Below are 23,881 nucleotides of genomic sequence, written 5' to 3' on the forward strand. Positions count from 1 at the left end.
GTGCGCGAGACTTGGCCCGTGTCCGCGACTCCGAAGCCCACCGGCCCCGACGACCGACGACCCGACGATCCGCGCGCCGCACGGATGCCGCGCTGGCTGCCGCGCGCGATGGTGCTCGCACTCGCCCTGCTGGCCTGCTTCCAGCTGGCGAGCTGGGCGTTCCACCAGCTCATCTCGCTGCTGTTGAACATCCTCATCGCGTTCTTCCTGGCGCTGGCGGTGGAGCCGGCGGTGGACTGGATGGCGGCACGCGGGATGCGGCGCGGGGCGGCCACCGGGCTGGTCTTCCTCGCCATCCTGGTCGCCGGAGTGGGCTTCATGACCCTGCTCGGTTCCATGCTGGCCGGACAGATCACCACGATGGTCGGGGAGTTCCCGCAGTACCTCGACTCCGTGATCAGCTGGACGAACGAGACGTTCCACACCCACCTCTCACGCGTGGAGGTGCAGAACAACCTCCTGAAGTCCGACTGGCTCCAGCGGTACGTCCAGGACAGCGCCAACAACGTCCTCGCCGTCTCCGCGACCGTCCTGGGCTCGCTGTTCAACCTGCTCACCGTCGCGCTGTTCTCGTTCTACTTCGCGGCGGACGGGCCCCGGCTGCGCCGCGCGCTGTGCTCCGTACTGCCGCCCACCCGGCAGGCCGAGGTGCTGCGGGCCTGGGAGCTCGCGGTCGCCAAGACCGGCGGCTACCTGTACTCCCGCGGCCTCATGGCCCTGATCTCCGGCATCGCGCACTACGTCCTGCTGGAGATCCTGGGCGTGCCCTACGCACCCGCACTCGGCATGTGGGTCGGCCTGGTCTCGCAGTTCATCCCGACGATCGGCACGTACCTCGCGGGCGCGCTGCCGATGCTGATCGCCTTCACGGTGAATCCCTGGTACGCGGTCTGGGTGCTCGGCTTCGTGGTCGTCTACCAGCAGCTGGAGAACTACCTCCTGCAGCCGCGGATCACCGCGCGGACCGTGGACATCCACCCGGCGGTCGCCTTCGGATCGGTGATCGCCGGCACGGCGCTGCTGGGCGCGGTCGGCGCGCTGATCGCCATCCCGGCGACGGCGACCCTGCAGGCCTTCCTCGGCGCGTACGTCAAGCGGTACGAGGTCACGGACGACCCGCGGGTCCTGGGCCGCGGCCGCCGCAGACGGGGCGCCTCGCTCCTGGCCAAGGTGCGCCACACGCTCCGCGCCGAGCAGGTGGCGGCACCGCTGAAGGAGCGCCGGCGTACCGAGAAGCAGCAGGCCGAGAAGCAGCAGGTCGCGGAGGGCCAGGATCGGACGGCGGACCGGGATCGGACGGCGGACCAGGACCGGACGGCGGACCAGGACCGGCCGGAGGGCCAGGACCGGGGCACCGACGGTCGCGGCGAGGGCGGCGAGGGCGGCGAGGGCGGCAGTCGCGGCGAGAGCGGCGGAAACAGGGACGGCGGGACCGACGGCGGCTGAGCGGACGGCGGTGGCTGAGCGGGAGTGGCGGCCGTGGTACCGGTCGGAGCGGGCGGGCTCAGGCGCGGCGTGGCGCGCTTGACATCGAAATCGAACATCCATTCTTATGAGGGCTACGGCCCCCATTTTCTGGGGTTCCCGGGAAGTTATCCACAGGCCGGGGCCGGGTCCGGGCGCATTGTCAGTGGCAGGCGTTAGCGTCATGGACGTGAAGCGATCGACTCAAGCGAACCGGGTGGAACCCATGGCAGGCACTGACCGCGAGAAGGCGCTGGACGCCGCGCTCGCACAGATTGAACGGCAATTCGGCAAGGGCGCAGTGATGCGCATGGGTGACCGGCCGAACGAGCCCATCGAGGTCATCCCGACCGGGTCGACCGCGCTCGACGTGGCCCTCGGCGTCGGCGGCCTCCCGCGCGGCCGCGTGGTGGAGGTGTACGGCCCGGAGTCCTCCGGTAAGACGACCCTGACCCTGCACGCCGTCGCCAACGCGCAGAAGGCCGGCGGCCAGGTGGCGTTCGTGGACGCCGAGCACGCCCTCGACCCCGAGTACGCGCGGAAGCTCGGCGTCGACACCGACGCCCTGATCCTCTCGCAGCCGGACAACGGCGAGCAGGCCCTGGAGATCACGGACATGCTGGTCCGCTCCGGCGCGCTGGACCTCATCGTGATCGACTCCGTCGCCGCCCTGGTGCCGCGGGCCGAGATCGAGGGCGAGATGGGCGACTCGCACGTCGGCCTCCAGGCCCGGCTGATGAGCCAGGCGCTGCGGAAGATCACCAGCGCGCTCAACCAGTCCAAGACCACCGCGATCTTCATCAACCAGCTCCGCGAGAAGATCGGCGTGATGTTCGGCTCGCCGGAGACCACGACCGGTGGCCGCGCCCTGAAGTTCTACGCCTCGGTGCGCATCGACATCCGCCGCATCGAGACCCTGAAGGACGGCACGGAGCCGGTCGGCAACCGCACCCGCTGCAAGGTCGTGAAGAACAAGGTCGCCCCGCCCTTCAAGCAGGCGGAGTTCGACATCCTCTACGGCCAGGGCATCAGCCGCGAGGGCGGCCTGATCGACATGGGCGTGGAGCACGGCTTCATCCGGAAGTCCGGTGCCTGGTACACCTACGAGGGCGACCAGCTCGGCCAGGGCAAGGAGAACGCCCGTAACTTCCTGAAGGACAACCCCGACCTCGCCAACGAGGTCGAGAAGAAGATCAAGGAGAAGCTGGGCATCGGCGTGAAGCCCGAGGACCTGACGGCGGAGCCCGGCGCCGACGCGGCGGCCGGCGAGGCGGCCGAGCCCGCCAAGGCCGTTCCGGCCCCCGCGGCCAAGGGCGCCAAGGCAGCCAAGGCCGCGGCGGCCAAGAGCTAGTCCGCCGTGACCCGCCGAACGCACTGGCCAGACAGCGGCGAGTACGACGCCGCGCCCGTCGCCGATGGCGGCAGCACGGACAGCGGTGGCCCTTCCCCGTCGAGGGCCGGGGACGGGCCGCCGCGCACCCCCGAGGAGCAGGCGCGGGCCATATGCCTGCGCCTCCTCACCGGAAACCCACGCACGAAGAAGCAGCTCGCGGACGCGCTGCAGAAGCGGGGCATCCCCGACGAGGCGGCCGACGAGGTGCTCTCCCGCTTCGAGGAGGCCGGGCTGATCGACGATGCGGCGTTCGCCGGGGCGTGGGTGGAGTCCCGGCACCACAGCCGCGGCCTGGCCCGCCGTGCGCTGGCCCGGGAGCTGCGTACGAAGGGCGTGGAGTCGACGCTGATCGATGAGGCCGTCGGACAGCTCGACCCGGAACAGGAGGAGCGGACCGCCCGCGAACTGGTCGACCGCAAGCTCCGGTCCACGCGAGGCCTGGACCGGGACAAGCGTCTCCGCCGCCTCGCGGGCATGCTCGCCCGCAAGGGCTACCCGGAGGGCCTGGCCCTCCGCGTCGTCCGCCAGGCCCTCGAAGCGGAGGGCACCGACGACCCCGACCTGCTCGACGACTACCTGCCCGGGGACTGAGACCGCGCACGCCGGCCCCCGCGAGCGGGACGGGAGAGCCGAGCCTGCGTGCCAGGGCCCGGCGTGGTGAGAGAGGAGCGGGGAGTAGAGCTCTGCGCGGGAGGTGTCAGGACCGAGCCGAGCTCTGTGAGCGGGGAGCGGAAAGCAGAGCTCGGCGTGTGGCGAGCGGGGAACGAGCAGAACGCTGCGGGCGCTGAGCCGGGGAAGACCTGCAAGAGCACTGAATCCGGGGGTGGGGAGGGGGGGGGGGGGAGGGCCCCCGGAGGCTATGCGCCGGGTGGGCTGACCGGTAGCCCCGCCGCCCGCCACGCCTGGAAGCCTCCTGTCAGGTCGGTGGCGTGGCGCAGGCCGAGCCGGCGGAGGGAGACGGCCGCGAGGCTGGACGCGTACCCCTCGTTGCAGACCACGACGACGCGGAGGCCGTGGCTCGTGGCTTCGGGCGCGCGATGGTCGCCCGTCGGATCGAGCCGCCACTCCAGCTCGTTGCGCTCCACGACCAGCGCGCCCGGGATCGTGCCGTCCCGCTCGCGCAGTGCCGCGTAACGGATGTCCACCAGCAGCCCGCCGTCCCGCTGGGCGGCAGCGGCCTCGTGCGGCTCCACCCGGTCCAGTTCCGCACGGGCCTGCGCCAGGAGGTCGTCGATCGCGCTCATGCCCAGACCTCCGGGCGCTCGACCTCTTCGAGCCGCAGTACGGGGCCGCTGCGGCTGTAGCGCCGCATGAGGGGCAGTGGCGGGTAGTAGGCGTGCACGGAGACGGCGTGGGCCGCGGACGAGGCGTTGAAGACCTGGTGCACATGGTGCGGGCCGAACGCCCGGCCGCGGCCGTTGCTGAGCCGTCGTTCGCGGTCCACGTCGTCCGCGAGCTCCAGCGTTTTCCAGCCTTCGGTGGGCAGCTGGGCGGCGAGGGACTGTTCGGTCAGCTCGCCCGCTGCGGCGGCGAAAGCGCCGCGCGAGCCGCCGTGGTCGTGCCAGCCGGTACCCGTTCCGGGCGGCCAGCCGATGAGCCATGCCTCGCTGCCGCCCGGCCCGTCCAGCCGGATCCAGGTACGGCCCTCGGGGTCGAGGGGGAGCGAGGCGATGAGGTCCGCGTCCGCGGCCGTCCGGCGGACGAAGCCGAGCAGTTCGGAGGCGGTGGGGCCCAGGCCGTCGGCGGGGTGCGGCGGAGTGGGGATGCGTACGGCGGTCGTGGTGGCGGATGTGTCGGTCATGAGAACCGTCCTGAATGATCGTGAGGGAGCGCGCGGCGTACGCCGTGGGCGTCGGCCGGAGCGGCACGACGCCGATCAGCCTCGGCCGACGAGCCGTCAGCTCGGCCGACGAGCCGTCAGCTCGGCCGACAAGCCCGTCAGCTCGGCGGCCCGGGCACGCGCGGAGGCCCTGGCGCAGGCGCGACACGTGTCCCCGGGCGCGAGCGCAGACGTACGTACGGCGAGGTCGGGCCGGATGCCGAGAGGCACGCGCACCGCGCGGAGAGGAAGGGGGATCGGCGACCGGGTCCGGATCAGGAGCCGGTCAACAGGACGGACGACACACGCAGCCCGCGTAGCGGACCAGGTCCAGATGGACCCTGCGCCAGAAGTGCGAGTCGGTGTCTGTCACGCTCCGTAGTGAAGCATGGCGCGCAGGCACGGTCAACCGTGATACCCCTCCCCGGGCGCCCGGCCGACACCGCCACGCCCCCGGGCGCCGGGGTGACACCGCCACGCCCCCGGACGCTCGGGCGCGTCCCCCGCCCCGAAATGGCCGCCCTGAACGCGCCCTGAATGCGCCGTCCCGACCTCACCGTCCGGATGCCGGAGGTGTGTGCGGCGGCACGTCGTACGCCCCCCTCTCTTCTCCGGCTGCGTCCCCGCCAGGGGCGTCCTTTCCGGGGGCGTCGCTTCGGGCCGCGTCCGCAGGTACGTCGTCGGCCACGTCCCCGGTCACCTCGCCCGTCCCGGCCCCGTCGACCTCCCCCCGTGTCCACGACCGCACCCGCCCGCTCTCCACCCCCGCGCAGCGCCTCCGCGCAGGCGCGGAGTTCGGCGGGGCGGACGCCGGCGAGGGCGGTGACGAGGTGGCCGTCGGGGCGGATCAGGAGCACGGTGTGGGCGGCGGCGCCCGGGTAGTCCTCCGCGACCAGGATCTCCGCGGGCAGTGGCAGCGCGGCCACCGCGTCGGCCAGCCGTGGCATGAGCCCGGCCGACATCCAGTGTTTGCGGTCCCACACCCCCGTGCCCGGCGCGACGAGGACGACCAGCAGGCCGTCCCCCAGCCGCTCGCGCAGCCGTACGGCCGAGCCGTCCGGTGCCGTCACCGTGACGTCCGCGACCGGCGCCCCTGGTGCGGTGTCCACCCGGACAGCGCCGTCCGGCGCGACGGCCGGGGCCAGCGGCGACCGGTCGTACACCGGGGCCGCGCCCAGCGGTCCGCGTCCCAGGTGCCCGTCCGTGAGCAGCGTCATCCGGCCGCGTCCGGCCGCCGTGACCACGCCCCGCAGCCGCCGCCCCCGGGCGCCGCCGTCCCGCAGGAGTGGCAGCGCCTGGTCCGCGGCGCGCAGCCGGGCGGCGACGGCGTTCCTGCGCTCCGTCTGGTAGCTGTCCAGCAGCGTGTCGGACGGGCCGTGGTGCCAGACGGCGGCCAGCTTCCAGGCGAGGTTCTCGGCGTCCCGCAGGCCCTCGTCCAGGCCCTGTGTGCCCAGCGCGCCGAGCAGATGCGCGGCGTCCCCGGCGAGGAAGGCCCGCCCGGAGCGCCAGCGCCTGGCCAGCCGGTGGTGGACCGTGTGGACACCGGTGTCGAGCAGTTCGTACGGAGGGACGAGTGAGCCGTTCCCCGGGGCGCTCGGGTCCTCTTCGAAGGCGCGGGAGGCGCTCCCTTCAGGTGCCGCGGCCCCGTCCGTACGCGGCTCCGTCCAGCCCGCCAGTGTGTCCCTGATGCGCGCCACCAGTGCGTCCGGGGTGACCAGGTCGCGGCCCGGCGGCAGCAGCCAGTCCAGCCGCCAGACGCCGTCCGGGAGGGGGCGGGCCGTCACTTCGCCGGCCGGCCCGCCCCTGACGCCGGTCCTGCCCGTTCCGGCGGCGCCGCGGCGTGGGGGCGCGCGGTGCAGCAGGGCCTCGCCGGGCCAGGGGAGTTCGGTGCGCAGGGCGGCGACGGCGTGCCGTTCGACGGCGGTGCGCCCGGGGAATCGGATGTCCAGGAGCTTGCGTACGGTCGATCGGGGGCCGTCGCAGCCGATGAGGTAACTGCCCCGCCACCACGTGCCCTTGGGGCCGCGGGTGTGTACGCCTACCCCGTCGCGGTCCTGGGCCAGCTCGATGACGCGGCTGTCGGTGACGACCTGGACGAGCGGTTCACGGTCGAGGGCGTCGCGGAGGGCGCGTGTCAGGGCGTGTTGGGGTACGTGCACGGGCGAGAGGGGGGCGTGCGAGCCGTCGCTGCCGGGCTCGGCGACGTAACCGCTGCCGTCGGCTTCCTCGGTCGTGAGCGCGACGGCCCCCGTGGCCGCGAAGACGACCCGGTCCAGCAGCCGGCGGCGCTGGACCGTGCGCCAGGCCGCCCAGCGGGTGCCCTCGGCGCCCAGGGTCTCGGCGCAGCCCAGCCGGGCCAGGAAGGCGGCGGTGTCGGGGCGGAGTACGGCGGTGCGGGCGGGCCGTACCTCGTCGCGGCCGTCGGTCTCGTCCAGCACGATGCAGGGGACGCCGAGGCGTGCGAGGGCGACGGCGAGGGAGAGGCCGACCGGGCCGGCCCCGGCCACGATCACCGGGTCCACGATGCTCCCCGGAAGCGCAGGTGTGCGGCACGCGTCGCCGGTCCGGCGGTACCCGGGGCGGGCGCCCGGCGGCCGGCCGATGCTCTCGCGATGCCGCCGGAAGGCCCGGGTAGCCCCCCTGCAAGCGCCTGAAGGGGCCACGCGGCAGCCCGTACCGGGCGGCGCGAGCTGAACTGACCGGGGCTCAGCCGCAGGTTCTTGCGGGTCGTACGGGAACTGGCAGTTGAGGCCCGGTGCGCGATCACACAGCGTATGCAACCTAGTGCGGGTGTGCCGCGTCAAGTGACAGAGGCAGCGGCGCCCGCGCCGCTGCCTCCGCAACCTTTCATGCCGTCAGTCGACGACCGTGCTCCGGGAGAAGGCCCGCACCAGGAGGTGCCGGATCAACCGGTCTTGTCCACCGGGCCCGGGGTCGTCGCCCCGTCGATGGCGCCCATCGCGTCGCCGGCCGTCACTGCCTGCCCCGCCTCGGCGACCGCGATGCCGGTTTTGGCGCGGCGGCCGCGGCGCTCGATCCAGTTGGCGAGCGCGGAGAGCGCGAGGCACATGGCGACGTAGATGACACCGCCGGCCACGATCAGGGGGAGGTAGGTGTCCTGCTCGTTGATGGTGGTGTTCTGTGCCATCAGGCGCAGCGTGTACAGCAGCTCTTCGTAGGTGATGACGAAGCCCAGCGAGGTGTCCTTCAGGGTCACCACGAGCTGGCTGATGATCGTCGGCAGCATCGCCCGGATCGCCTGCGGCATCAGGACCGTCGTCATGACCTGGGTCTTGCGCATGCCGATCGCGTACGCCGCCTCGCGCTGGCCCTTGGGTACGGCGTTGATGCCCGCCCGGAGGACCTCGGCCTGTACCGAGCCGTTGTAGACCGTCAGGCCGATCACCAGGGCCCAGAACTGGGTGCCCTCACCGGTGAAGCCCAGCTCGGACTGGTAGCTGAGGAAGAGCACCCACAGGGCGTAAATGGTGATCAGGAGCGGGATGGCGCGGAAGAGCTCGATGAAGCCGGTGGCCAGCCAGCGGACCGGCTTGTGGTCGGAGAGCCGGCCGACGGCGAGCAGGACGCCGAGCACCAGCGACAGGACCGCGGCCACCGCGAAGACCTGGAGGGTGGTCAGGACGCCGTTGAGGATGTTGGTGCGGACGTTCGCGTAGTTGAGGATGTCCCACAGTTCGGGGTTGAGCTGCCCCTTGGCGTCCAGGCGGAGCACGGCGAAGACGAGCAGCCCGAGGATGGCGAGCGAGCCGACCACGGCGTAGACGCGGTTGCGCACCTTGGCCTTGGGGCCGGGAGCGTCGTAGAGAACACTGGCGGTCATCGGGCCACCTCCAGGCGGCGCTCCAGCAGCCGGAAGACGCCGCTGATGGTGAAGGTGATCACGAGGTAGGCGAGGGCGATCCACAGGAAGATCCACCCGATGGCGAAGCCCTTGTCGCTCAGCAGCTTGGAAACGTTGAACAATTCGGTGTTGCTGAACGCGCCGGCGATCGCGGAGTTCTTCGTCAGCGCGATGAATATGCTGCTCAGCGGCGGGATGACGGTACGGGTGGCCTGCGGCAGGACGATCATGCGCAGGGTCTGCATGAAGGTCATGCCGATACTGCGGGCCGCTTCGGCCTGGCCCAGCGGCACGGTGCTGATGCCCGAGCGCACCGCCTCGCACACGAAGGACGAGGTGTAGAAGCCCAGCGCGAGCGTGGCGAGCACGAAGGGGCTGATGCCGGGGAAGAGGATCAGCGGTACGACGAAGAACGCGACCAGGAAGAGCAGCGTCAGCGGGGTGTTGCGCAGGAGGGTCACCCAGGCCGTGCCGAAGGCCCGCAGCGGCGGTACGGGTGAGACGCGGAAGCCGGCCATGAGGATGCCCAGAACGAGGGCGAGCGCCGCGCTGGCCGCGGTGAGCGCGATGGTCCCCAGGAAGCCGTCGCGGAACTCTGGTAGGTGATCGAGGAGTACGTTCATGGGGTCTCCGCGGTTGCGGTCAGAAGGAGGCGGCGGACGGGCGCGCGGGACCGCGCCCCGTACACCCACCGCGGCGGGCGTACGGGGCGGTCGGTGAGGCGGTTGGCGTAGGGAGCGCGGGGCGCGTCAGTAACGGGGCAGCGGCGTCTTCGGCTCTTCGTACGCGGAGCCGGACTTGCCCAGCGTGCCTTCGTACGCCTTCTTGTAGTCGCCGTTCTCGATGTGCGCTTCGATGGCCTTGGAGATGGCCTCGCGCAGCTCCTTGTCGTCCTTGTTCATGCCGACGCCGTAGGGCTCCTCGGTGAACGGCTTGCCGACGACCTTCAGCTTGCTCGGGCGCTCGGCGGCGTAGCCCTTGAGGATCGCGTCGTCGGTGGTGACCGCGTCGACCTGGCCGTCCAGCAGCGACTTGACGCAGTCGGAGTACTTGCCGAGCTCGGTGGTCTCGGCGCCGTACTTCGCCTTCTTGATCTCCTGGAGCGGAGTGGAGCCGACGATCGAGCAGACCTTCTTGCCCTTGACCTTGTCGGGTCCGGTGATCGCCTTCTCGTCCTTGCGGACCAGGAGGTCGGCGCCGGCCACGTAGTACGGGCCCGCGAAGCCGACCTGCTTCTTGCGCTCGTCGTTGATCGTGTACGTACCGACGTAGTAGTCGACCTGGCCCTTGGAGATCGAGGTCTCGCGGACGTTGGAGTCGACCGTCTTGAACTCGATCTGCTTCGTGGAGAAGCCGAGGTCGGCGGCGATCATCTTCGCGATCTCGATGTCGAAACCGGTCCGCTTGCCGTCGGAGTCCTGGAAGCCGAGGAACGGCTGGTCCGCCTTCGCACCGATGATGATCTTGCCCCGCTGCTGCGCCTTCTTCAGCGTCGGCGAGTCGAGCTTCACGTCCTTCGCGACCTTGTAGTCGCCGCTGAAGACCTTCTCGCCCTTGGGCTTGTCACCGGCCGTACCGGACTTGCCGCCGCACGCCGTGGCCGTCGCGGTCAGGGCGAGCACCACCGTGGCCGCAGCGGCCGTCTTACGCATCCTCATGGTGAAGTTCCTTCGGTTCAGCAGGTGTGGGCAGTCATCGGGGCCACTGCGGAATCAGTGGTGCAGGATCTTGGACAGGAAGTCCTTGGCGCGGTCGCTGCGCGGGTTGTCGAAGAACTGCGTCGGCTCGGCCTCCTCGACGATCCGGCCGTCCGCCATGAAGACGACGCGGTTCGCCGCCGAGCGCGCGAAACCCATCTCGTGCGTGACGACGACCATCGTCATGCCGTCCCGGGCGAGCTGCTGCATGACTTCCAGCACCTCGTTGATCATCTCTGGGTCCAGGGCCGAGGTCGGCTCGTCGAAGAGCATCACCTTCGGGTCCATCGCCAGCGCCCGGGCGATCGCCACGCGCTGCTGCTGGCCTCCTGAGAGCTGTGCGGGGTACTTGTCGGCCTGCGTGCCCACGCCCACCCGGTCCAGCAGCGCACGGGCCTTCTGCTCGGCCGCGCGCTTGTCCGCCTTGCGGACCTTCAGCTGGCCCAGCGTGACGTTCTCCAGGACCGTCTTGTGCGCGAAGAGGTTGAAGGACTGGAAGACCATGCCGACGTCGGCACGGAGCCGCGCCAGCTCCCGGCCCTCCTGGGGCAGCGGTTTGCCGTCGATGGTGATGTCCCCGGAGTCGACGGTCTCCAGTCGGTTGATCGTGCGGCACAGCGTCGACTTGCCGGACCCGGACGGGCCGATCACCACGACGACCTCGCCGCGCTTGATCGTCAGGTCGATGTCCTGAAGCACGTGCAGCGCGCCGAAGTGCTTGTTGACGCCTGCCAGCACGACCAGATCGTCGTCCGCCGCCGGGGCGGGGCCCCCGGGGTCCTTGGTCACCGATACTTCGCTCATCGGCGGGTAGCTCCGTCCTCCTCGGTTGAGAGGACAGTAGTGACGCACTGCGATCAGCGTCATTACATCTGAGCGGAAATTGAGCATAACGATCCGGCTGCAAAGGGACACTCTGGGTGAACGGGGCGCGGGGTGCGTGGACGCGTCCGGCGCCCGGTTTGCGGAGGGCAACGGTCCGTTCCCTACGGGCGGGTACCGGCTGCGTAACAGATGTCCTCACCGGCTCGGCTGCCTCTTGACGGGCCCGCCGTCGATCGCGGTAGATGCCCTGATGGCCTGGGATGCGAGCCGGTGGAAGGGAGGGGCCGATGCGGCTGCTGCTGGTGGAGGACGACAACCATGTCGCCGCCGCCCTGTCCGCGGTGCTTGCCAAGCACGGCTTCGAGGTGGTGCACGCGCGCAGCGGAGAAGAGGCGCTGCACGCGCTCGTACCGGACGCCGGGGAGCCCTTCGCGGTGGTCCTGCTCGACCTGGGCCTGCCCGACCAGGACGGATTCGAGGTCTGCGGCCGGATACGGAAGCTGACCAGCACGCCGGTGATCATGGTGACCGCGCGTTCCGACGTGCGCTCGCGGATCCACGGCCTGAACCTCGGCGCGGACGACTACGTGGTCAAGCCCTACGACACCGGTGAGCTGCTGGCCCGTATCCACGCGGTCAGCCGGCGCACCGTGCACGGCTCCGGGGAGCACGCGTCCGAAGAGGCGGCCGGCGAGCACCTGCTGCGGGTCGGCGCGATGACCATCGAACTGGCCACCCGGCGGGTCTCGGTGGACGGCGGTACGGTCCCGCTGACCCGTAAGGAGTTCGACCTACTGGCGCTGCTCGCGCAGCGCCCGGGTGTGGTCTTCCGCAGGGAGCAGATCATCAGTGAGGTGTGGCGGACCAGTTGGGAGGGGACGGGGCGCACCCTGGAGGTGCACATCGCCTCGCTCCGCTCCAAGCTGCGCATGCCCGCGCTCATCGAGACGGTGCGCGGCGTCGGTTACCGGCTCGTGGCGCCCGCTCCCACGCCCCCGGCTCCCTGACGGCCGCCCGGCACCGTGCGCACCCGCCTCCTCCCGCTCCTCATCGTCCTGCTGGCCGGTGTGCTGCTCGCGCTCGGCTTCCCGCTGGCCGGCAGCCAGGCGGCGGCCGAGCAGCAGCGGGTGGTGGTGGACCGGATCGACGACGCCGCGCGCTTCGCCTCACTGGCGCAGTTCGTCACCGCCCGCCCCGGTGCCGACGGGCGCGCCCCCGCGGACGACGAGCGGCTGAGCACACTCCGTACGGAGCTGCGGCGGTACCAGGACCTGTACGGCATCCGTGCCGGTGTCTTCTACCGTGACCGGACCCCGATGGCTGCCGCGCCCGCGGACTGGCGGGTACCGCGGTCGGGGGAGGGGCGGCAGGCCTTCGAAGAGGCGCTCGCCGGGCGGCGCAGCCACGACCCGCACCAGGCGTGGCCCTGGGACGACCGCCGGCTGCCGGTCGCCTCGCCGGTCATCCGGGACGGCGACGTCGTCGCGGTGGTCTTCACCGACTCGCCCACCGGGCAGCTGCGGTCGCGGATCCTGCACCGCTGGCTGTGGCTGGCGGCCGGGGAGTCGCTGGCCATGCTGGTCGCCGTCGGGGCAGCGTTCCGGCTCACGGGGTGGGTGCTGCGGCCCGTACGGACGCTGGACGCGGCCACCCACGACATCGCCACGGGTCGGATGAACTCCCGGGTCGTCGCCGGCTCCGGACCGCCGGAACTCCGTCGGCTGGCCCGGTCGTTCAACGAGATGGCGGACAACGTCGAGGACGTGCTGGAACAGCAGCGCGCCTTCGTCGCCGACGCCTCCCACCAGCTCCGCAATCCGCTCGCCGCCCTCCTCCTCCGCATCGAGCTCCTCGCGCTCGAACTCCCCGAGGACAACGAAGAGGTCGCCTCCGTCCGTACGGAGGGCAAGCGCCTCGCCCGGGTCCTGGACGGCCTGCTGGACCTGGCGCTGGCCGAGCACGTCCCCGCCGACCTGCAGCTCACCGACATCGCCGCGCTGGCCGCCGAGCGGGCCGGCGCCTGGCGCCCGCTGGCCGACGACAAGGGCGTGACGCTGCGGTACGAGGGACACGGCGCGGTCACCGGCTGGGCGGACCCGGTGGCGCTCTCCAGCGCCCTGGACGCGGTCGTCGACAACGCCCTGAAGTTCACCCCCGCCGGGGAGGAGGTGACGGTCGCCGCGGCCCCCGACGGCGAGTGGGTCCGCATCACCGTCGCCGACCACGGGCCCGGCCTCACGGAGGAGGAACTGGAGCGCATCGGGGACCGCTTCTGGCGCAGCGGCCGCCACCAGAACGTCTCCGGATCCGGACTGGGCCTGTCGATCACCCGCGCCATGCTCGCCGCAGGGGGCGCGGAGATCTCCTACGCCCCGAACGCGCCACGCGGCCTGTGCGTCACTGTCACCGTCCCGCGCGACCGCCCGCACACCGACGTGCCGGCGGCCCCCTGACGGCCCCGCCAGGCGCCGTCACGGACCCTCACGGCTTGGCCGACACGTAGTACCGCCGTGCGCCCTCGTGCAGCGGCAGCGGATCGGTGAAGACGGCGGTGCGCAGATCGACCTTCTGGGCGTCGTGCACCTCGCGCCCGATGCGGTCCCGGCTGTCTATCACCGTCCGGGTCACGGCCCTGGTCAGGTCCTTGTCCTCGCGGTCGGTGGTGACCAGCAGGTTCGCCACCGCGATGGTCTTCACGGCCCGGTCGTCCTGCGTCTCCGGGTACGCGTCAGCGGGCATCACCGCGGCCCGGTAGTAGCGGCTGCCCCTGCCCTGCGCGTGCAGCGGTTTCACCAGGTCGCCGAGTTGTACCAGCCGTACGGGGAAGCGGTCGGCCAGCCGCTTCACGGCCGAGGTCGGCAGCCCGCCGGACCAGAAGAACGCGTCGAGCTCCCCGTTCTCCATCAGCCGCGGCATCGTGTCGATGCCGACCCGCTCCGCGCGGATGTCCCGGTCGAAGTCCAGTCCGGCGGCGCGCATCAGCCGCCGGGTGATCAGCTGCACCCCGGAGCCGTCGGCGCCGACCCCGACCCGCAGCCCCTTCAGGTCGCGCGTCGAGCGGACCTTGGAGCCCTTGGGCACGACCAGTTGCATGTAGTCGTCGTAGAGCCGCGCACAGGCGCGCAGCCGGGTGGCGTCAGGCCCGCCCTGCACCTGGTACGTGGCGACCGCGTCGGCCGCCGCGATGGTGAACTCGGCGCGCCCCGAGACCAGTTTCCGGATGTTGTCGACGGACCCCTCGCTGCGGACCAGCGTCACGTCGAGGTCGGGGAGGTCGCGTGCGAGGTCCTGCTTCAGCAGCTCCCCGTACCGGGCGTACACCCCGGTCGGCACCCCTGTGGCCAGCGTCATCCGGCCCCCGGGGGGCGGCGGTCCGCTCGGCAGCAGGCACCACAGCAGCAGCCCGGCGACGGCCGCCGCCGCGACCGCCGTCTGCAGTGCCCGGCGTCCGCCGGGCCGGGGAAGGCTGTGGACCATGGCGGGAATCCTGCCAGCCGCGGCCTTCGATGGGGAGGGGTGAGCGGCGGCCGTACATCCCGTGAGGTGCGGCGTCCCGTTGCCGGACGATGCATACCCCTGTTATATAATTGCTATATGCATTCATCGTCGACGTCCGACGAACAGCGCATCGAGAACGCCGCTCGCGGGCTCCTCAGGAGCATCGGCAGGCTCTCCCAGGCACTCTTCCGGCTCGGTGAATTCGGGCTGCCGCGCACGCACGTCTCGCTCCTGGACGCCCTGGAGGGCGGCCCCCGGCGGGTCACCGGACTCGCCGCGTACACCGGCATCGCGCAGCCCCGGGTCACCGTGGTCCTGCAGGAGCTGGAGGAGCGCGGACTCGTCCAGCGCGAGCGCAGCGCCCATGACCGGCGCTGCATCGAGACGTCGCTGACGCCCGCGGGCCGGGAGCTGCTGGAGCGCGCGCGGCAGCGGATGGCCGCGGCCCTCCTCGAAGGGCTGCGCTCGAACGTCGACGATCCGGAGCGCGCCGTGGGCGCCGCCCGGGATGCCGTAACGACCGTGCTGCACGCCATCGAACCGGAGGTCAGTTGACCACGCCAGCCACCACAACCCCGGACGTCACCGAAGGCCGCGACGGCCCCGGCCCGGCCCGCGAGAGCGCCATCGCCCCCCGGCGCGTCGGCGGGCCGAGACGCTGGTGGGACTGGGTGCTCGCCGCCGACCCCGGACTCGGCCAGCTGCAGGCGGGGTGGCGGACGCTGGTCGCCATGGTCACCGGACTCGCGACCGGTTACGGGATGTCCGTCGCGCTGGACATGCCCGCCATGCTCGGCATGATGGCCGGCGGCATGATGGGCCTGATGAGCGCGTTCGCCATCGCCGAGAACACCTGGCAGCGGCTGACCCGCGCCATCCTGTGGATGCCGCTCCCGTTCTCCGCAGCGCTGCCGCTCGCCGCCTGGCTGCACCAGTACCGCGTGCTCGAACTCAGCATCATGGTGGTCGCGCTCGCGGTGACGTTCTTCCTCGCCCGGTTCGGGACCCTCGCGCTGCTGGGCGGCATGCTGCTCTTCAACGCCTTCATGGTCGGCATGATGGCCAACGTCCCGCTGAACCTCTGTGACGAGATGTTCCTCGTCGCCCTGGTCTCCTCCGCCGCCGTCCTGCTGACCCGTCTCGCGCTGTGCTACCCGATGCCGCGTGAGGACCTCCTCCGTACGCAGCGCGCCTTCGTGGTCGAGGCCCGCAGGGTCGCCGACGCCGCCACCGACGCGCTGGACCCGGACGCCGACCACGAGGTCGCCGTCAAGCGCATGCGGCGCAGCCTGCGCCGCCTGAACGTCACCACCGTCACCATCGACGGCCGCCTCGCCCAGCCCGAGGTCGCCGCCGACCCCGACACCGCGGAACTCCTCCACCGGCACCTCTTCGACGCCGAGCTGGCCCTGAAGGGCATCGGCCAGTGCGTACAGCAGCTCACCCGCCTCCAGGCGCCCGCGCACCTCAGGGAGGCCATGGTCGTCGGCCTGGTCATCGCCCGGGACACCCCGCTCGGCCGCGCCGACGCGCTGCGCCCGGCCGCCCAGCTCATCCAGCAGCAGGCCACCGCCGTACTGGAGGCGCCGGAGACCGGCGCGGAGGAGGCCGAGGCCGCCGCGCTGGCCCGCCGGGTCGGCCACCTCCTGGACACGCTCGCCGACTCCCTCGCCCACTGGCTCGACCTCGGCCGGAACGCGCCCACCGCGCGCGCCAAGGTGCCCTTCCAGCCCACCGTCGCGCTGGAGCAGAACCGCCCGGCCGGCACCGGCGCCGTCGCCCGCCGCGTCATCGCGGCACAGGACGAGAAGGGCTGGCGGCGGGCGATCCCGTACCTGCGCGCCCCCGTGCACGCCGGGCTCGCCGCCGCCATCGTGTGCCCGATCACCGACGCCATCAATCCGCAGCGCTTCTACTGGGGCCTGGTCGGCGTGATGATCACGCTGTTCGGCACCAACACCACCCAGGAGCGGCTGCGCAAGTTCGGCCACCGTATGGCCGGCACCATCGTCGGCGCGGTCATCGGCGTCCTCCTGCTCCGCCTCATCGGCCCCGGCCACATCTACTGGACACTCCTGGTCATCGTGGCCGGCCTGACCTTCGGCTCCTGGGGCATGCAGCGCCAGTACGCCTACTGGGTCGCCGGCCTGGTCACCGCACTCGTGCAGCTCTACGGCCTGTCCACCCCCTACACCGGCATGGAGACCCTGCTCAGCGAGCGGCTGCTCGACAACGGGCTGGGCATCCTCATCGCCACCGCCTGCGCCGCGCTGGTCTTCCCCGTCTCCAGCCGCAAGATCGCCCAGGAGGCCGAGCGCGGCTACGTCTCCGCGCTGGAACACCTGGTCTCCCAGGTCGCCGAGCGCTGGCAGGACCCCGCTGCACCGGTCCGGCTCCGCGGCGCGGCCCGCGGCGTCGACGCCGCCCTGTACCAGGTGCGCGGCGTGGCCCGGCCGCTCGTACGGATGCCGATCGGCGTCCGCGGCCGCGGCGCGGAGAACCGCCTCGCGCTGCTCGCCGCCGCCACCGGCCACGCCCGCTCGCTCGCCGCGGCCGCCGACATCGACATCGACCTCGCCCCCGAGCTGGGCCGGCGCGTCGAGCGGATCACCTCCACCTTCGTGGCATCGCTGCACGCCCTGGACCACCGCTTCGCCACAGGAGAGCCCGGCGGCACCTGGGTACGGGTCAGCCCGCTCATCCGCGAGCTGGAGGGCGTGCTGCGCGCGCCCGCCGGGCCCCGCGCCGACCGTCTCCACGTGGCGCTGCGCGAGCTGGCCGCGCTGGACGAGGCGCTGGCCGGTTACGCCGACGACCGCGGCCTGACCGTCACCACCGCGTCCGCGGAACCGGAGCCGGCCGCGGAGCCCGCACCCGCGGCCAGGCCCGGTGCCGCCGGCCACTCCGCCGCCACCCTGGACCGGCGCACCCAGGCCGCGCTGGCCGCCTGGCTGGCGCACACCCGGCACGACAGCGGTCCGGGTGCCAAGCAGGTCCCGGTGCCCTCCGGCACGGCGGCCGGCGCCCCGGCCGCCCAGCAGGCCGCGGCGGCCGCCCCGGCGCCCGCTGCCGGGTCCCGGACCCGCGCGGCGTCCTCCGGCGCCCGTACCGCCTCCCCGGCCCGCACGGGCACCGTCAGCGGCTCCCTGCACTGCCCGGAGCACCCCGGCGGCTGCGAGGCGTGGATCACGGTCGTCAGCGACCGCGGCAAGCGCCGGGCCGGCGTCCGCGCGGTGGGCGGCCGCTACCGCATCACCGGCCTGGAGCCCGGCGGCTACACCGTCATCGCCTCCGGCTCCGCGCACGCCCCCACGGCGCGCTTCGTGGCGGTCGACCCCTCCCGGGGCGACATCCACCACGACATCGAACTGAAGCCGGCCCGCCCGTGACCCGCTGAGCGAGCCCGCTCCCCGTCCGCCCCCTCCGGGATGCCCCCGGAGGGGGCGGACGGCCTTCGGGAACACGTACCCTGGTCGATTGAGATGAGTGCGAAGACATACGAGGTGCGCACCCACGGGTGCCAGATGAACGTCCATGACTCCGAGCGGCTGGCCGGTCTGCTGGAGGACGCCGGGTACGTGCCCGCGCCCGAGGGCGCCGACGGTGCGGACGTCGTCGTCTTCAACACCTGCGCGGTGCGCGAGAACGCCGACAACAAGCTCTACGGCAACCTCGGCCAGCTCGCCCCGAAGAAGGCCGCGCGGCCCGGCATGCAGATCGCCGTCGGCGGCTGCCTGGCCCAGAAGGACCGCGACACCATCGTGAAGAAGGCGCCCTGGGTGGACGTCGTCTTCGGTACGCACAACATCGGCAAGCTGCCGGTCCTCCTGGAGCGCGCCCGCGTCCAGGAAGAGGCGCAGGTCGAGATCGCGGAGTCCCTGGAGGCGTTCCCCTCCACGCTGCCCACCCGCCGCGAGAGCGCCTACGCGGCCTGGGTCTCCATCTCCGTGGGCTGCAACAACACCTGCACCTTCTGCATCGTCCCCGCGCTGCGCGGCAAGGAGAAGGACCGCCGTCCCGGCGACATCCTCGCCGAGATCGAGACCCTGGTCTCCGAGGGCGTCTCCGAGATCACCCTGCTCGGCCAGAACGTCAACGCCTACGGCTCCGACATCGGCGACCGCGAGGCGTTCTCCAAGCTGCTGCGCGCCTGCGGGAAGATCGAGGGCCTGGAGCGGGTCCGCTTCACCTCCCCGCACCCCCGCGACTTCACCGACGACGTGATCGCCGCCATGGCCGAGACGCCGAACGTCATGCCGCAGCTCCACATGCCGCTGCAGTCCGGCTCCGACACCGTCCTGAAGGCCATGCGCCGCTCCTACCGGCAGGAGCGCTTCCTCGGGATCATCGAGAAGGTCCGTGCCGCCATGCCGGACGCGGCCATCTCCACGGACATCATCGTCGGCTTCCCCGGCGAGACCGAGGAGGACTTCGAGCAGACCCTCCACACGGTCCGCGAGTCCCGCTTCGCGCAGGCCTTCACCTTCCAGTACTCCAAGCGCCCCGGGACCCCGGCCGCGACCATGGAGGGGCAGATCCCGAAGGAGGTCGTCCAGGCCCGCTACGAGCGGCTGGTCGCCCTCCAGGAGGAGATCTCCTGGGAGGAGAACAAGAAGCAGGTCGGCCGCACCGTCGAGGTCATGGTCGCCGAGGGCGAGGGCCGCAAGGACGGCGCCACGCACCGCCTCTCGGGGCGCGCGCCCGACAACCGCCTCGTGCACTTCACCAAGCCGGCCGCCGAGGTGCGCCCCGGCGACATGGTGACGGTCGAGATCACGTACGCGGCGCCGCACCACCTCCTCGCCGAGGGCGAGGCCGTCTCGGTCCGCCGGACCCGCTCGGGCGACGCATGGGAGCGCCGCAACGCCGCTCCGGCGCAGCCCGCGGGCGTCATGCTCGGCCTGCCGACGGTGGGCGCCCCGGCACCCGCGCCCGTGGAGCCGGCCGGCGGCTGCTGCCCGGCTTCCTGAGCCTCCGGCCCGGTCCCGACGCCGGGGAAGGGCCACGGCCCGCTCCCGGCCCGGTACGCGCCCGCACGGACGCCTCCCGGACCGGCTACCGCGCCGGCCGGAGGCCCGCGGCCGGGTGGCGTACGGCGGCGGGGATACGCTGCGGAGCATGCTCGTAGCTGCTGCTCTGTGTCCCTGTCCGCCGTTGCTCGTCCCCGAGGTCGCCGGCGGTGCCGCGGCCGAACTGGACGGTCTGCGGGCCGCCTGTTCGGATGCCGTCGGCGTGCTCGCGGCCGCGCGGGCCGACCGGCTGGTCGTCGTCGGCCCCGCCGAGCCCGCGGACGGCGGGGCGTTCAAGGAAGGGGCCCCTGGGTCGTTCGCCGGGTTCGGCGTGGACCTCTCCGTACGGCTCGGCGCACCGGAGGGCGAAGGCGCCGCCGAGGGAAGGCAGCTGCCGCCCTCGCTGACCGTCGGGGCCTGGCTCCTGGAGCGCGCCGACTGGCAGGGCGTACCTGTGACGGCTCTTGGGGTGGGCGAGCCGCTCGAACCGGAGAAGTGCCTGGGCGCCGGCCGCCAGCTCGCGGCGTCGGCCGAGCGCGTGGCCCTGCTGGTGATGGGCGACGGCAGCGCCTGCCGCACGGTCAAGGCGCCCGGTTACTTCGACGAGCGCGCCGAGGGCTTCGACGCGGAGCTGGCGCGCATGCTGGGCACCGCGGACGCGGCCGCACTCGGCGCGCTGGACGAGGAGCCGGCGCAGTCGCTCATGGTGTCGGGGCGTTCCAGCTGGCAGGTGCTGGCCGGTGCGGCGGAAGGTGCCGGGCTGGGCGGCGCGCTGCTGTACGAGGAGGCGCCGTACGGGGTGGGGTACTTCGTGGCCACGTGGTCCTGACCGGCCCGCCACGGGCCGCACAGAAGCACGGCCCCCGATGAACGACGGTGGCCGGGGACCGCGCGGTCCCCGGCCACCGGACTGTCCGGTCCTCCCGGCGTCACATCGGGTCGCCCGGCCGCCTCTCGGTGCCCGGGCGGTCCTCCCCGGTCCGGCCGCCCGCAGCCGGCCCGTGCCCGCCCTGGCCTTCGGACATCCGGCGCAGGGACTCCTTGGCCTTGGTCGTCCCCTTACCGATCTGGCTGCTGTACTTGCCCTTCGTCCTGGCGTCGGCCGTCCTCGCGGCCCTGTCCAGGCCCCGGTCGATCTTGTCCCCGTGCTGGTGCGCGAGGTCACCGGCCTTGCCCTTGAGGAGGCCGGCCTTGGCCTTCAGATTGTCCAGCAGGCCCATGAGCCACCTTCCTTGGTCCGTGGACGCATGGTTCAAAAGCGCCCATACCTGCCCTTTACCCTACTCTTGCGGGCCAAACCCCGGACTCGTTCGTACCGTGGCCTGCCCTCCGGGGAGCGGGCAGCACGATGGCTCATTCGAAACCGGCCGCGCGGTTTGACAGACTGGCGCGGTGAACAACGCAGTTCCCGCTCCGCGGGTCATCGCCGTCGTCGGCCCCACCGCGGCCGGTAAGTCCGACCTGGGCGTCGCCCTCGCCCAGCACTTCGGCGGCGAGGTCGTGAACGCCGACTCCATGCAGCTCTACCGGGGCATGGACATCGGCACCGCCAAGCTCACCCACGAGGAGCGGGCCGGCGTCCCGCACCACCTCCTGGACATCTGGGACGTCACCCAGGCGGCGAGCGTCGCGGAGTACCAGCGGCTGGCCCGCGCCGAGATCGACCGGCTGCTCGCCCAGGGGCGCACCGCCGTCCTCGTGGGCGGCTCCGGCCTCTACGTACGCGGCGCGCTGGACAACCTGGAGTTCCCCGGGACCGACCCCGAGGTGCGGGCGCGGCTGGAGGCCGAGCTGGAACGCGAGGGCAGCGGGACACTCCACGCCCGCCTGGCCGTCGCCGACCCGGAGGCGGCGCACGCCATCCTGCCGAGCAACGGCCGCCGCATCGTCCGCGCCCTGGAGGTCATCGAGATCACCGGGCGGCCCTTCACGGCCAACCTGCCGGGCCCCGGTGACCAGCGCGAGGTCTACGCCGACACCGTGCAGATCGGCGTCGACGTGGCACGCCCCGAACTGGACGAGCGGATCGCCGTACGGGTGGACCGCATGTGGGAGGCGGGGCTCGTAGCGGAGGTACGCGCTCTCGAGGCGCAGGGCCTGCGCGAGGGGCGTACGGCTTCCCGCGCGCTCGGATACCAGCAGGTGCTGGCGTACCTCTCGGGGGAGTGCACCGAGGACGAGGCGCGGGCCGAGACCGTACGCGCCACCAAGCGCTTCGCGCGCCGGCAGGACTCGTGGTTCCGGCGGGACCCGAGGGTCCACTGGCTCAGTGGCGCGGCGGAGGCCCGGAAGGAACTTCCGGAGCGCGCGCTGGCGTTGCTCGAACGACCGGTCACAGCCTGATCACGTCCTGGCATCGGGACGCTCCGGCCGTCATCGGGCCCCCTGAGGGCGTGTCATTATCGACCATCGACCGAGCCGTGGCGTCTGGAACTGGGAGGGCATTGGCGATGGAGGCCCGCCCTCGTAGCAGAGCGCATCAGCCGGAGGTACGGCGCGAGGAAGAGCGCGGCGGAAGGGAAGCGATGCCCGGCCGCGCCCCCGCCCTCGACGACGACCCCGGGCCGGCCGCCGCCACCGGACCTTCGGACGCGCGGGACCTGCCGGACCGGGACCTCCCGGACGACGGGACCTTCGCCGCCGAGGCCGGACCGGGCGGGGACCCGGCTCCTCCGGACCGTGACGGCCTCACTCCCGATGACCGCCTCGCCGACGACGACCTGCTCACGAGCGACCCCCGCCCGGCGGACGGCCCGCCCGCGGACGACGGCGGACTGGCTGCCGGGGACGCGCTGGACGGCTCGGACGGGCCCGACGCGCAGTCCGAGGACGACCGGCCCGCCGAGGGCGCTGCGTCCTTCCGGGAGCTGCGGCCACCCCGCCGCCTCCGCCTCTGGCAGCTCGCCCCCATCGTGGGGCTGGCCGCCGTCGGCTCACTGATGTTCGCCTTCCCGCTGGCGTTCGAATTCAGCGGGGACGGCGGCGCGGTGTTCGCGATGCTCGGACTGCTGCTGTGCTGCTGCGCGGCCGGCTGGGGCATGATGGCCGCCCGCCGGGTCGGCCACACCTGGCCCGGGCTGCCGGCCCGCGGTTCGGGCCGCCGCGCCGACTGGCGGGTGGTCGCGGTGTACGTCGCGGTCGTCCTGGTGCTCGCGGCCCTCGCGATCTGGCGCGTGGCCCGACTGCGCACCTGACCCGGCCGCGCGCCTGGTCCGGCCGCGCCGGACGCCCGTTCCCGGTGCGCCCGCACCGCCCGCGCCCGGATGCGGCCGCTGTCGGTGGTGCCCCGTACGATTCAAGGGTGAGCAACGAGCGCATCGCCTTCCTCAAGGGCCACGGCACCGAGAACGACTTCGTGATCGTCCCCGACCCCGACGGCCGGCTGGAGCTGCCCGCCGCCCTCGTGGCGCGGATCTGCGACCGCCGGGCCGGTATCGGCGGCGACGGCGTGCTGCACGTCGTGCGGTCCGCGGCGCATCCGGAGGCGCGCGCGATGGCCGACGAGGCCGAGTGGTTCATGGACTACCGCAACGGCGACGGTTCGATCGCCGAGATGTGCGGCAACGGCGTCCGCGTCTTCGCCCGTTACCTCCAGTACGCCGGGCTCGTGGAGGCCGGCGACCTGGCCGTCGCCACCCGCGCCGGAGTGCGCCGCGTGCACCTCGCCAAGGATGCGGCGGGCGGCGCGACGGGTGACGTCACCGTCACCATGGGCCGCGCCGAGCTCCCCGAGGAGCAGGTCACGGTCACGGTCGACGGCCGCAGCTGGCCCGCCCGCAACGTGAACATGGGCAATCCGCACGCCGTCGCCTTCGTCGAGGACCTCGGCCACGCCGGGAACCTGCTCAGCGCTCCGCCGTTCAGCCCCGCCGCCGTCTACCCGGACGGGGTCAACGTCGAGTTCGTCGTCGACCGCGGCCCGCGCCACGTCGCCATGCGGGTGCACGAGCGCGGCTCCGGCGAGACCCGCTCCTGCGGCACGGGTGCCTGTGCGGTCGCCGTCGCCGCCGCCCGCCGGGACGGCGCCGACCCCGCGGTCACGGGCAGCCCGGTCACGTACACCGTCGACGTGCTCGGCGGCAGCCTGGCGATCACCGAGCTGCCGGACGGCACGGTGGAGATGACGGGCCCCGCGGTGATCGTCGCGGAGGGCACCATCGACCCCTCCTGGACGGGCGCGGCCACCGCCTGAGACCGGCGTCCGGCCGGCTCCCGAGAAGCACCCGGGAGCCGGTTCCGGACAGTCACGGCCGTCGTAGAAGTTTCGCTCGAATGGGTGATCCGTTTCACTCTGGGCGAGAGGCGGTGAGCGGT

At 72.7% G+C, this 23,881-nt stretch carries 20 protein-coding genes and 1 pseudogene; 12 read left to right on the top strand and 9 right to left on the bottom strand.

What is annotated here, in order from left to right; all coding sequences use genetic code 11:
* Positions 1-84 precede the first annotated feature (84 nt).
* From AAC944_RS26760 to recX, 3 genes are all read left to right on the top strand, one after another.
* Complete coding sequence (locus tag AAC944_RS26760) at positions 85-1,446, top strand: AI-2E family transporter (protein WP_078888740.1); 1,362 nt, start codon at positions 85-87, stop codon at positions 1,444-1,446.
* Positions 1,447-1,690: 244 nt separating this feature from the next.
* Positions 1,691-2,815 carry a recombinase RecA gene (gene recA, locus AAC944_RS26765; RefSeq protein WP_030618815.1) on the top strand — a complete coding sequence of 375 codons (1,125 nt, stop codon included), beginning with the start codon at positions 1,691-1,693 and terminating at the stop codon, positions 2,813-2,815.
* A gap of 6 nt (positions 2,816-2,821) precedes the next feature.
* Positions 2,822-3,448, top strand: coding sequence for a recombination regulator RecX (gene recX / locus AAC944_RS26770; protein WP_030618812.1), 627 nt, complete (start codon positions 2,822-2,824; stop codon positions 3,446-3,448).
* Positions 3,449-3,714: 266 nt separating this feature from the next.
* On the opposite strand, the gene AAC944_RS26775 is transcribed toward recX, so the two are convergent.
* The 7 genes and pseudogenes from AAC944_RS26775 to AAC944_RS26810 all read right to left on the bottom strand — a co-directional run bounded on the left by AAC944_RS26775 (position 3,715) and on the right by AAC944_RS26810 (position 11,039).
* Complete coding sequence (locus AAC944_RS26775) at positions 3,715-4,101, bottom strand: rhodanese-like domain-containing protein (RefSeq protein ID WP_030618810.1); 387 nt, start codon at positions 4,099-4,101, stop codon at positions 3,715-3,717.
* Complete coding sequence (locus AAC944_RS26780) at positions 4,098-4,658, bottom strand: cupin domain-containing protein (RefSeq protein WP_051872029.1); 561 nt, start codon at positions 4,656-4,658, stop codon at positions 4,098-4,100. The genes AAC944_RS26775 and AAC944_RS26780 overlap by 4 nt, the downstream gene beginning before the upstream one ends.
* A gap of 746 nt (positions 4,659-5,404) precedes the next feature.
* Positions 5,405-7,198: pseudogene (locus tag AAC944_RS26790) on the bottom strand (FAD-dependent monooxygenase); the annotation flags it as partial.
* Between the two features lie 383 nt (positions 7,199-7,581).
* Positions 7,582-8,517 carry an amino acid ABC transporter permease gene (locus tag AAC944_RS26795; RefSeq protein ID WP_030618803.1) on the bottom strand — a complete coding sequence of 312 codons (936 nt, stop codon included), beginning with the start codon at positions 8,515-8,517 and terminating at the stop codon, positions 7,582-7,584.
* Positions 8,514-9,161, bottom strand: a complete 648-nt coding sequence (locus AAC944_RS26800) for an amino acid ABC transporter permease (RefSeq protein WP_030618799.1) — start codon at positions 9,159-9,161, stop codon at positions 8,514-8,516. Before AAC944_RS26800 ends, AAC944_RS26795 begins: the two co-directional genes overlap by 4 nt.
* 126 nt (positions 9,162-9,287) lie before the next feature.
* Positions 9,288-10,196 carry a glutamate ABC transporter substrate-binding protein gene (locus AAC944_RS26805; RefSeq protein ID WP_030618797.1) on the bottom strand — a complete coding sequence of 303 codons (909 nt, stop codon included), beginning with the start codon at positions 10,194-10,196 and terminating at the stop codon, positions 9,288-9,290.
* Positions 10,197-10,250: 54 nt separating this feature from the next.
* The gene (locus AAC944_RS26810) at positions 10,251-11,039 is read right to left on the bottom strand and encodes an amino acid ABC transporter ATP-binding protein (RefSeq protein WP_030618794.1); all 789 of its coding nucleotides are present in this window, start codon (positions 11,037-11,039) and stop codon (positions 10,251-10,253) included.
* Between the two features lie 308 nt (positions 11,040-11,347).
* Here AAC944_RS26810 and AAC944_RS26815 point away from each other — a divergent pair, with 308 nt between their 5' ends.
* Both AAC944_RS26815 and AAC944_RS26820 read left to right on the top strand, forming a co-directional pair.
* Entirely contained in the window at positions 11,348-12,067 is a 720-nt protein-coding gene (locus tag AAC944_RS26815; protein ID WP_030618791.1) for a response regulator transcription factor, read from the top strand.
* A 15-nt stretch (positions 12,068-12,082) separates the two neighbouring features.
* Positions 12,083-13,513 carry a HAMP domain-containing sensor histidine kinase gene (locus tag AAC944_RS26820; RefSeq protein WP_030618789.1) on the top strand — a complete coding sequence of 477 codons (1,431 nt, stop codon included), beginning with the start codon at positions 12,083-12,085 and terminating at the stop codon, positions 13,511-13,513.
* A gap of 28 nt (positions 13,514-13,541) precedes the next feature.
* Here AAC944_RS26820 and AAC944_RS26825 read toward each other — a convergent pair whose 3' ends face one another.
* Entirely contained in the window at positions 13,542-14,537 is a 996-nt protein-coding gene (locus AAC944_RS26825; protein ID WP_030618787.1) for a TAXI family TRAP transporter solute-binding subunit, read from the bottom strand.
* Between the two features lie 117 nt (positions 14,538-14,654).
* Between AAC944_RS26825 and AAC944_RS26830 the strand changes: the two genes are divergently transcribed.
* The 4 genes from AAC944_RS26830 to AAC944_RS26845 all read left to right on the top strand — a co-directional run bounded on the left by AAC944_RS26830 (position 14,655) and on the right by AAC944_RS26845 (position 20,396).
* Positions 14,655-15,113: a MarR family winged helix-turn-helix transcriptional regulator gene (locus AAC944_RS26830; RefSeq protein WP_030618786.1), complete on the top strand. Its 459-nt coding sequence runs from the start codon at positions 14,655-14,657 to the stop codon at positions 15,111-15,113.
* Positions 15,110-17,947 carry an FUSC family protein gene (locus AAC944_RS26835; RefSeq protein ID WP_030618782.1) on the top strand — a complete coding sequence of 946 codons (2,838 nt, stop codon included), beginning with the start codon at positions 15,110-15,112 and terminating at the stop codon, positions 17,945-17,947. Before AAC944_RS26830 ends, AAC944_RS26835 begins: the two co-directional genes overlap by 4 nt.
* A 93-nt stretch (positions 17,948-18,040) precedes the next feature.
* Positions 18,041-19,528 carry a tRNA (N6-isopentenyl adenosine(37)-C2)-methylthiotransferase MiaB gene (gene miaB / locus AAC944_RS26840; RefSeq protein ID WP_030618778.1) on the top strand — a complete coding sequence of 496 codons (1,488 nt, stop codon included), beginning with the start codon at positions 18,041-18,043 and terminating at the stop codon, positions 19,526-19,528.
* Between the two features lie 148 nt (positions 19,529-19,676).
* Positions 19,677-20,396 carry a class III extradiol dioxygenase subunit B-like domain-containing protein gene (locus tag AAC944_RS26845; protein WP_030618776.1) on the top strand — a complete coding sequence of 240 codons (720 nt, stop codon included), beginning with the start codon at positions 19,677-19,679 and terminating at the stop codon, positions 20,394-20,396.
* A gap of 100 nt (positions 20,397-20,496) precedes the next feature.
* Here AAC944_RS26845 and AAC944_RS26850 read toward each other — a convergent pair whose 3' ends face one another.
* On the bottom strand, positions 20,497-20,787 hold the full coding sequence (locus tag AAC944_RS26850; protein WP_051872025.1) for an antitoxin: 291 nt from the start codon (positions 20,785-20,787) through the stop codon (positions 20,497-20,499).
* 172 nt (positions 20,788-20,959) lie between these two features.
* Here AAC944_RS26850 and miaA point away from each other — a divergent pair, with 172 nt between their 5' ends.
* From miaA to dapF, 3 genes are all read left to right on the top strand, one after another.
* The gene (miaA, locus tag AAC944_RS26855) at positions 20,960-21,910 is read left to right on the top strand and encodes a tRNA (adenosine(37)-N6)-dimethylallyltransferase MiaA (protein ID WP_030618770.1); all 951 of its coding nucleotides are present in this window, start codon (positions 20,960-20,962) and stop codon (positions 21,908-21,910) included.
* A 182-nt stretch (positions 21,911-22,092) separates the two neighbouring features.
* On the top strand, positions 22,093-22,761 hold the full coding sequence (locus AAC944_RS26860; RefSeq protein ID WP_051872023.1) for a hypothetical protein: 669 nt from the start codon (positions 22,093-22,095) through the stop codon (positions 22,759-22,761).
* Positions 22,762-22,868: 107 nt separating this feature from the next.
* Entirely contained in the window at positions 22,869-23,759 is an 891-nt protein-coding gene (dapF, locus tag AAC944_RS26865) for a diaminopimelate epimerase (RefSeq protein ID WP_030618763.1), read from the top strand.
* Positions 23,760-23,881 lie beyond the last annotated feature (122 nt).

Source organism: Streptomyces sclerotialus (assembly GCF_040907265.1).
Taxonomy (GTDB): Bacteria; Actinomycetota; Actinomycetes; order Streptomycetales; family Streptomycetaceae; genus Streptomyces; species Streptomyces sclerotialus.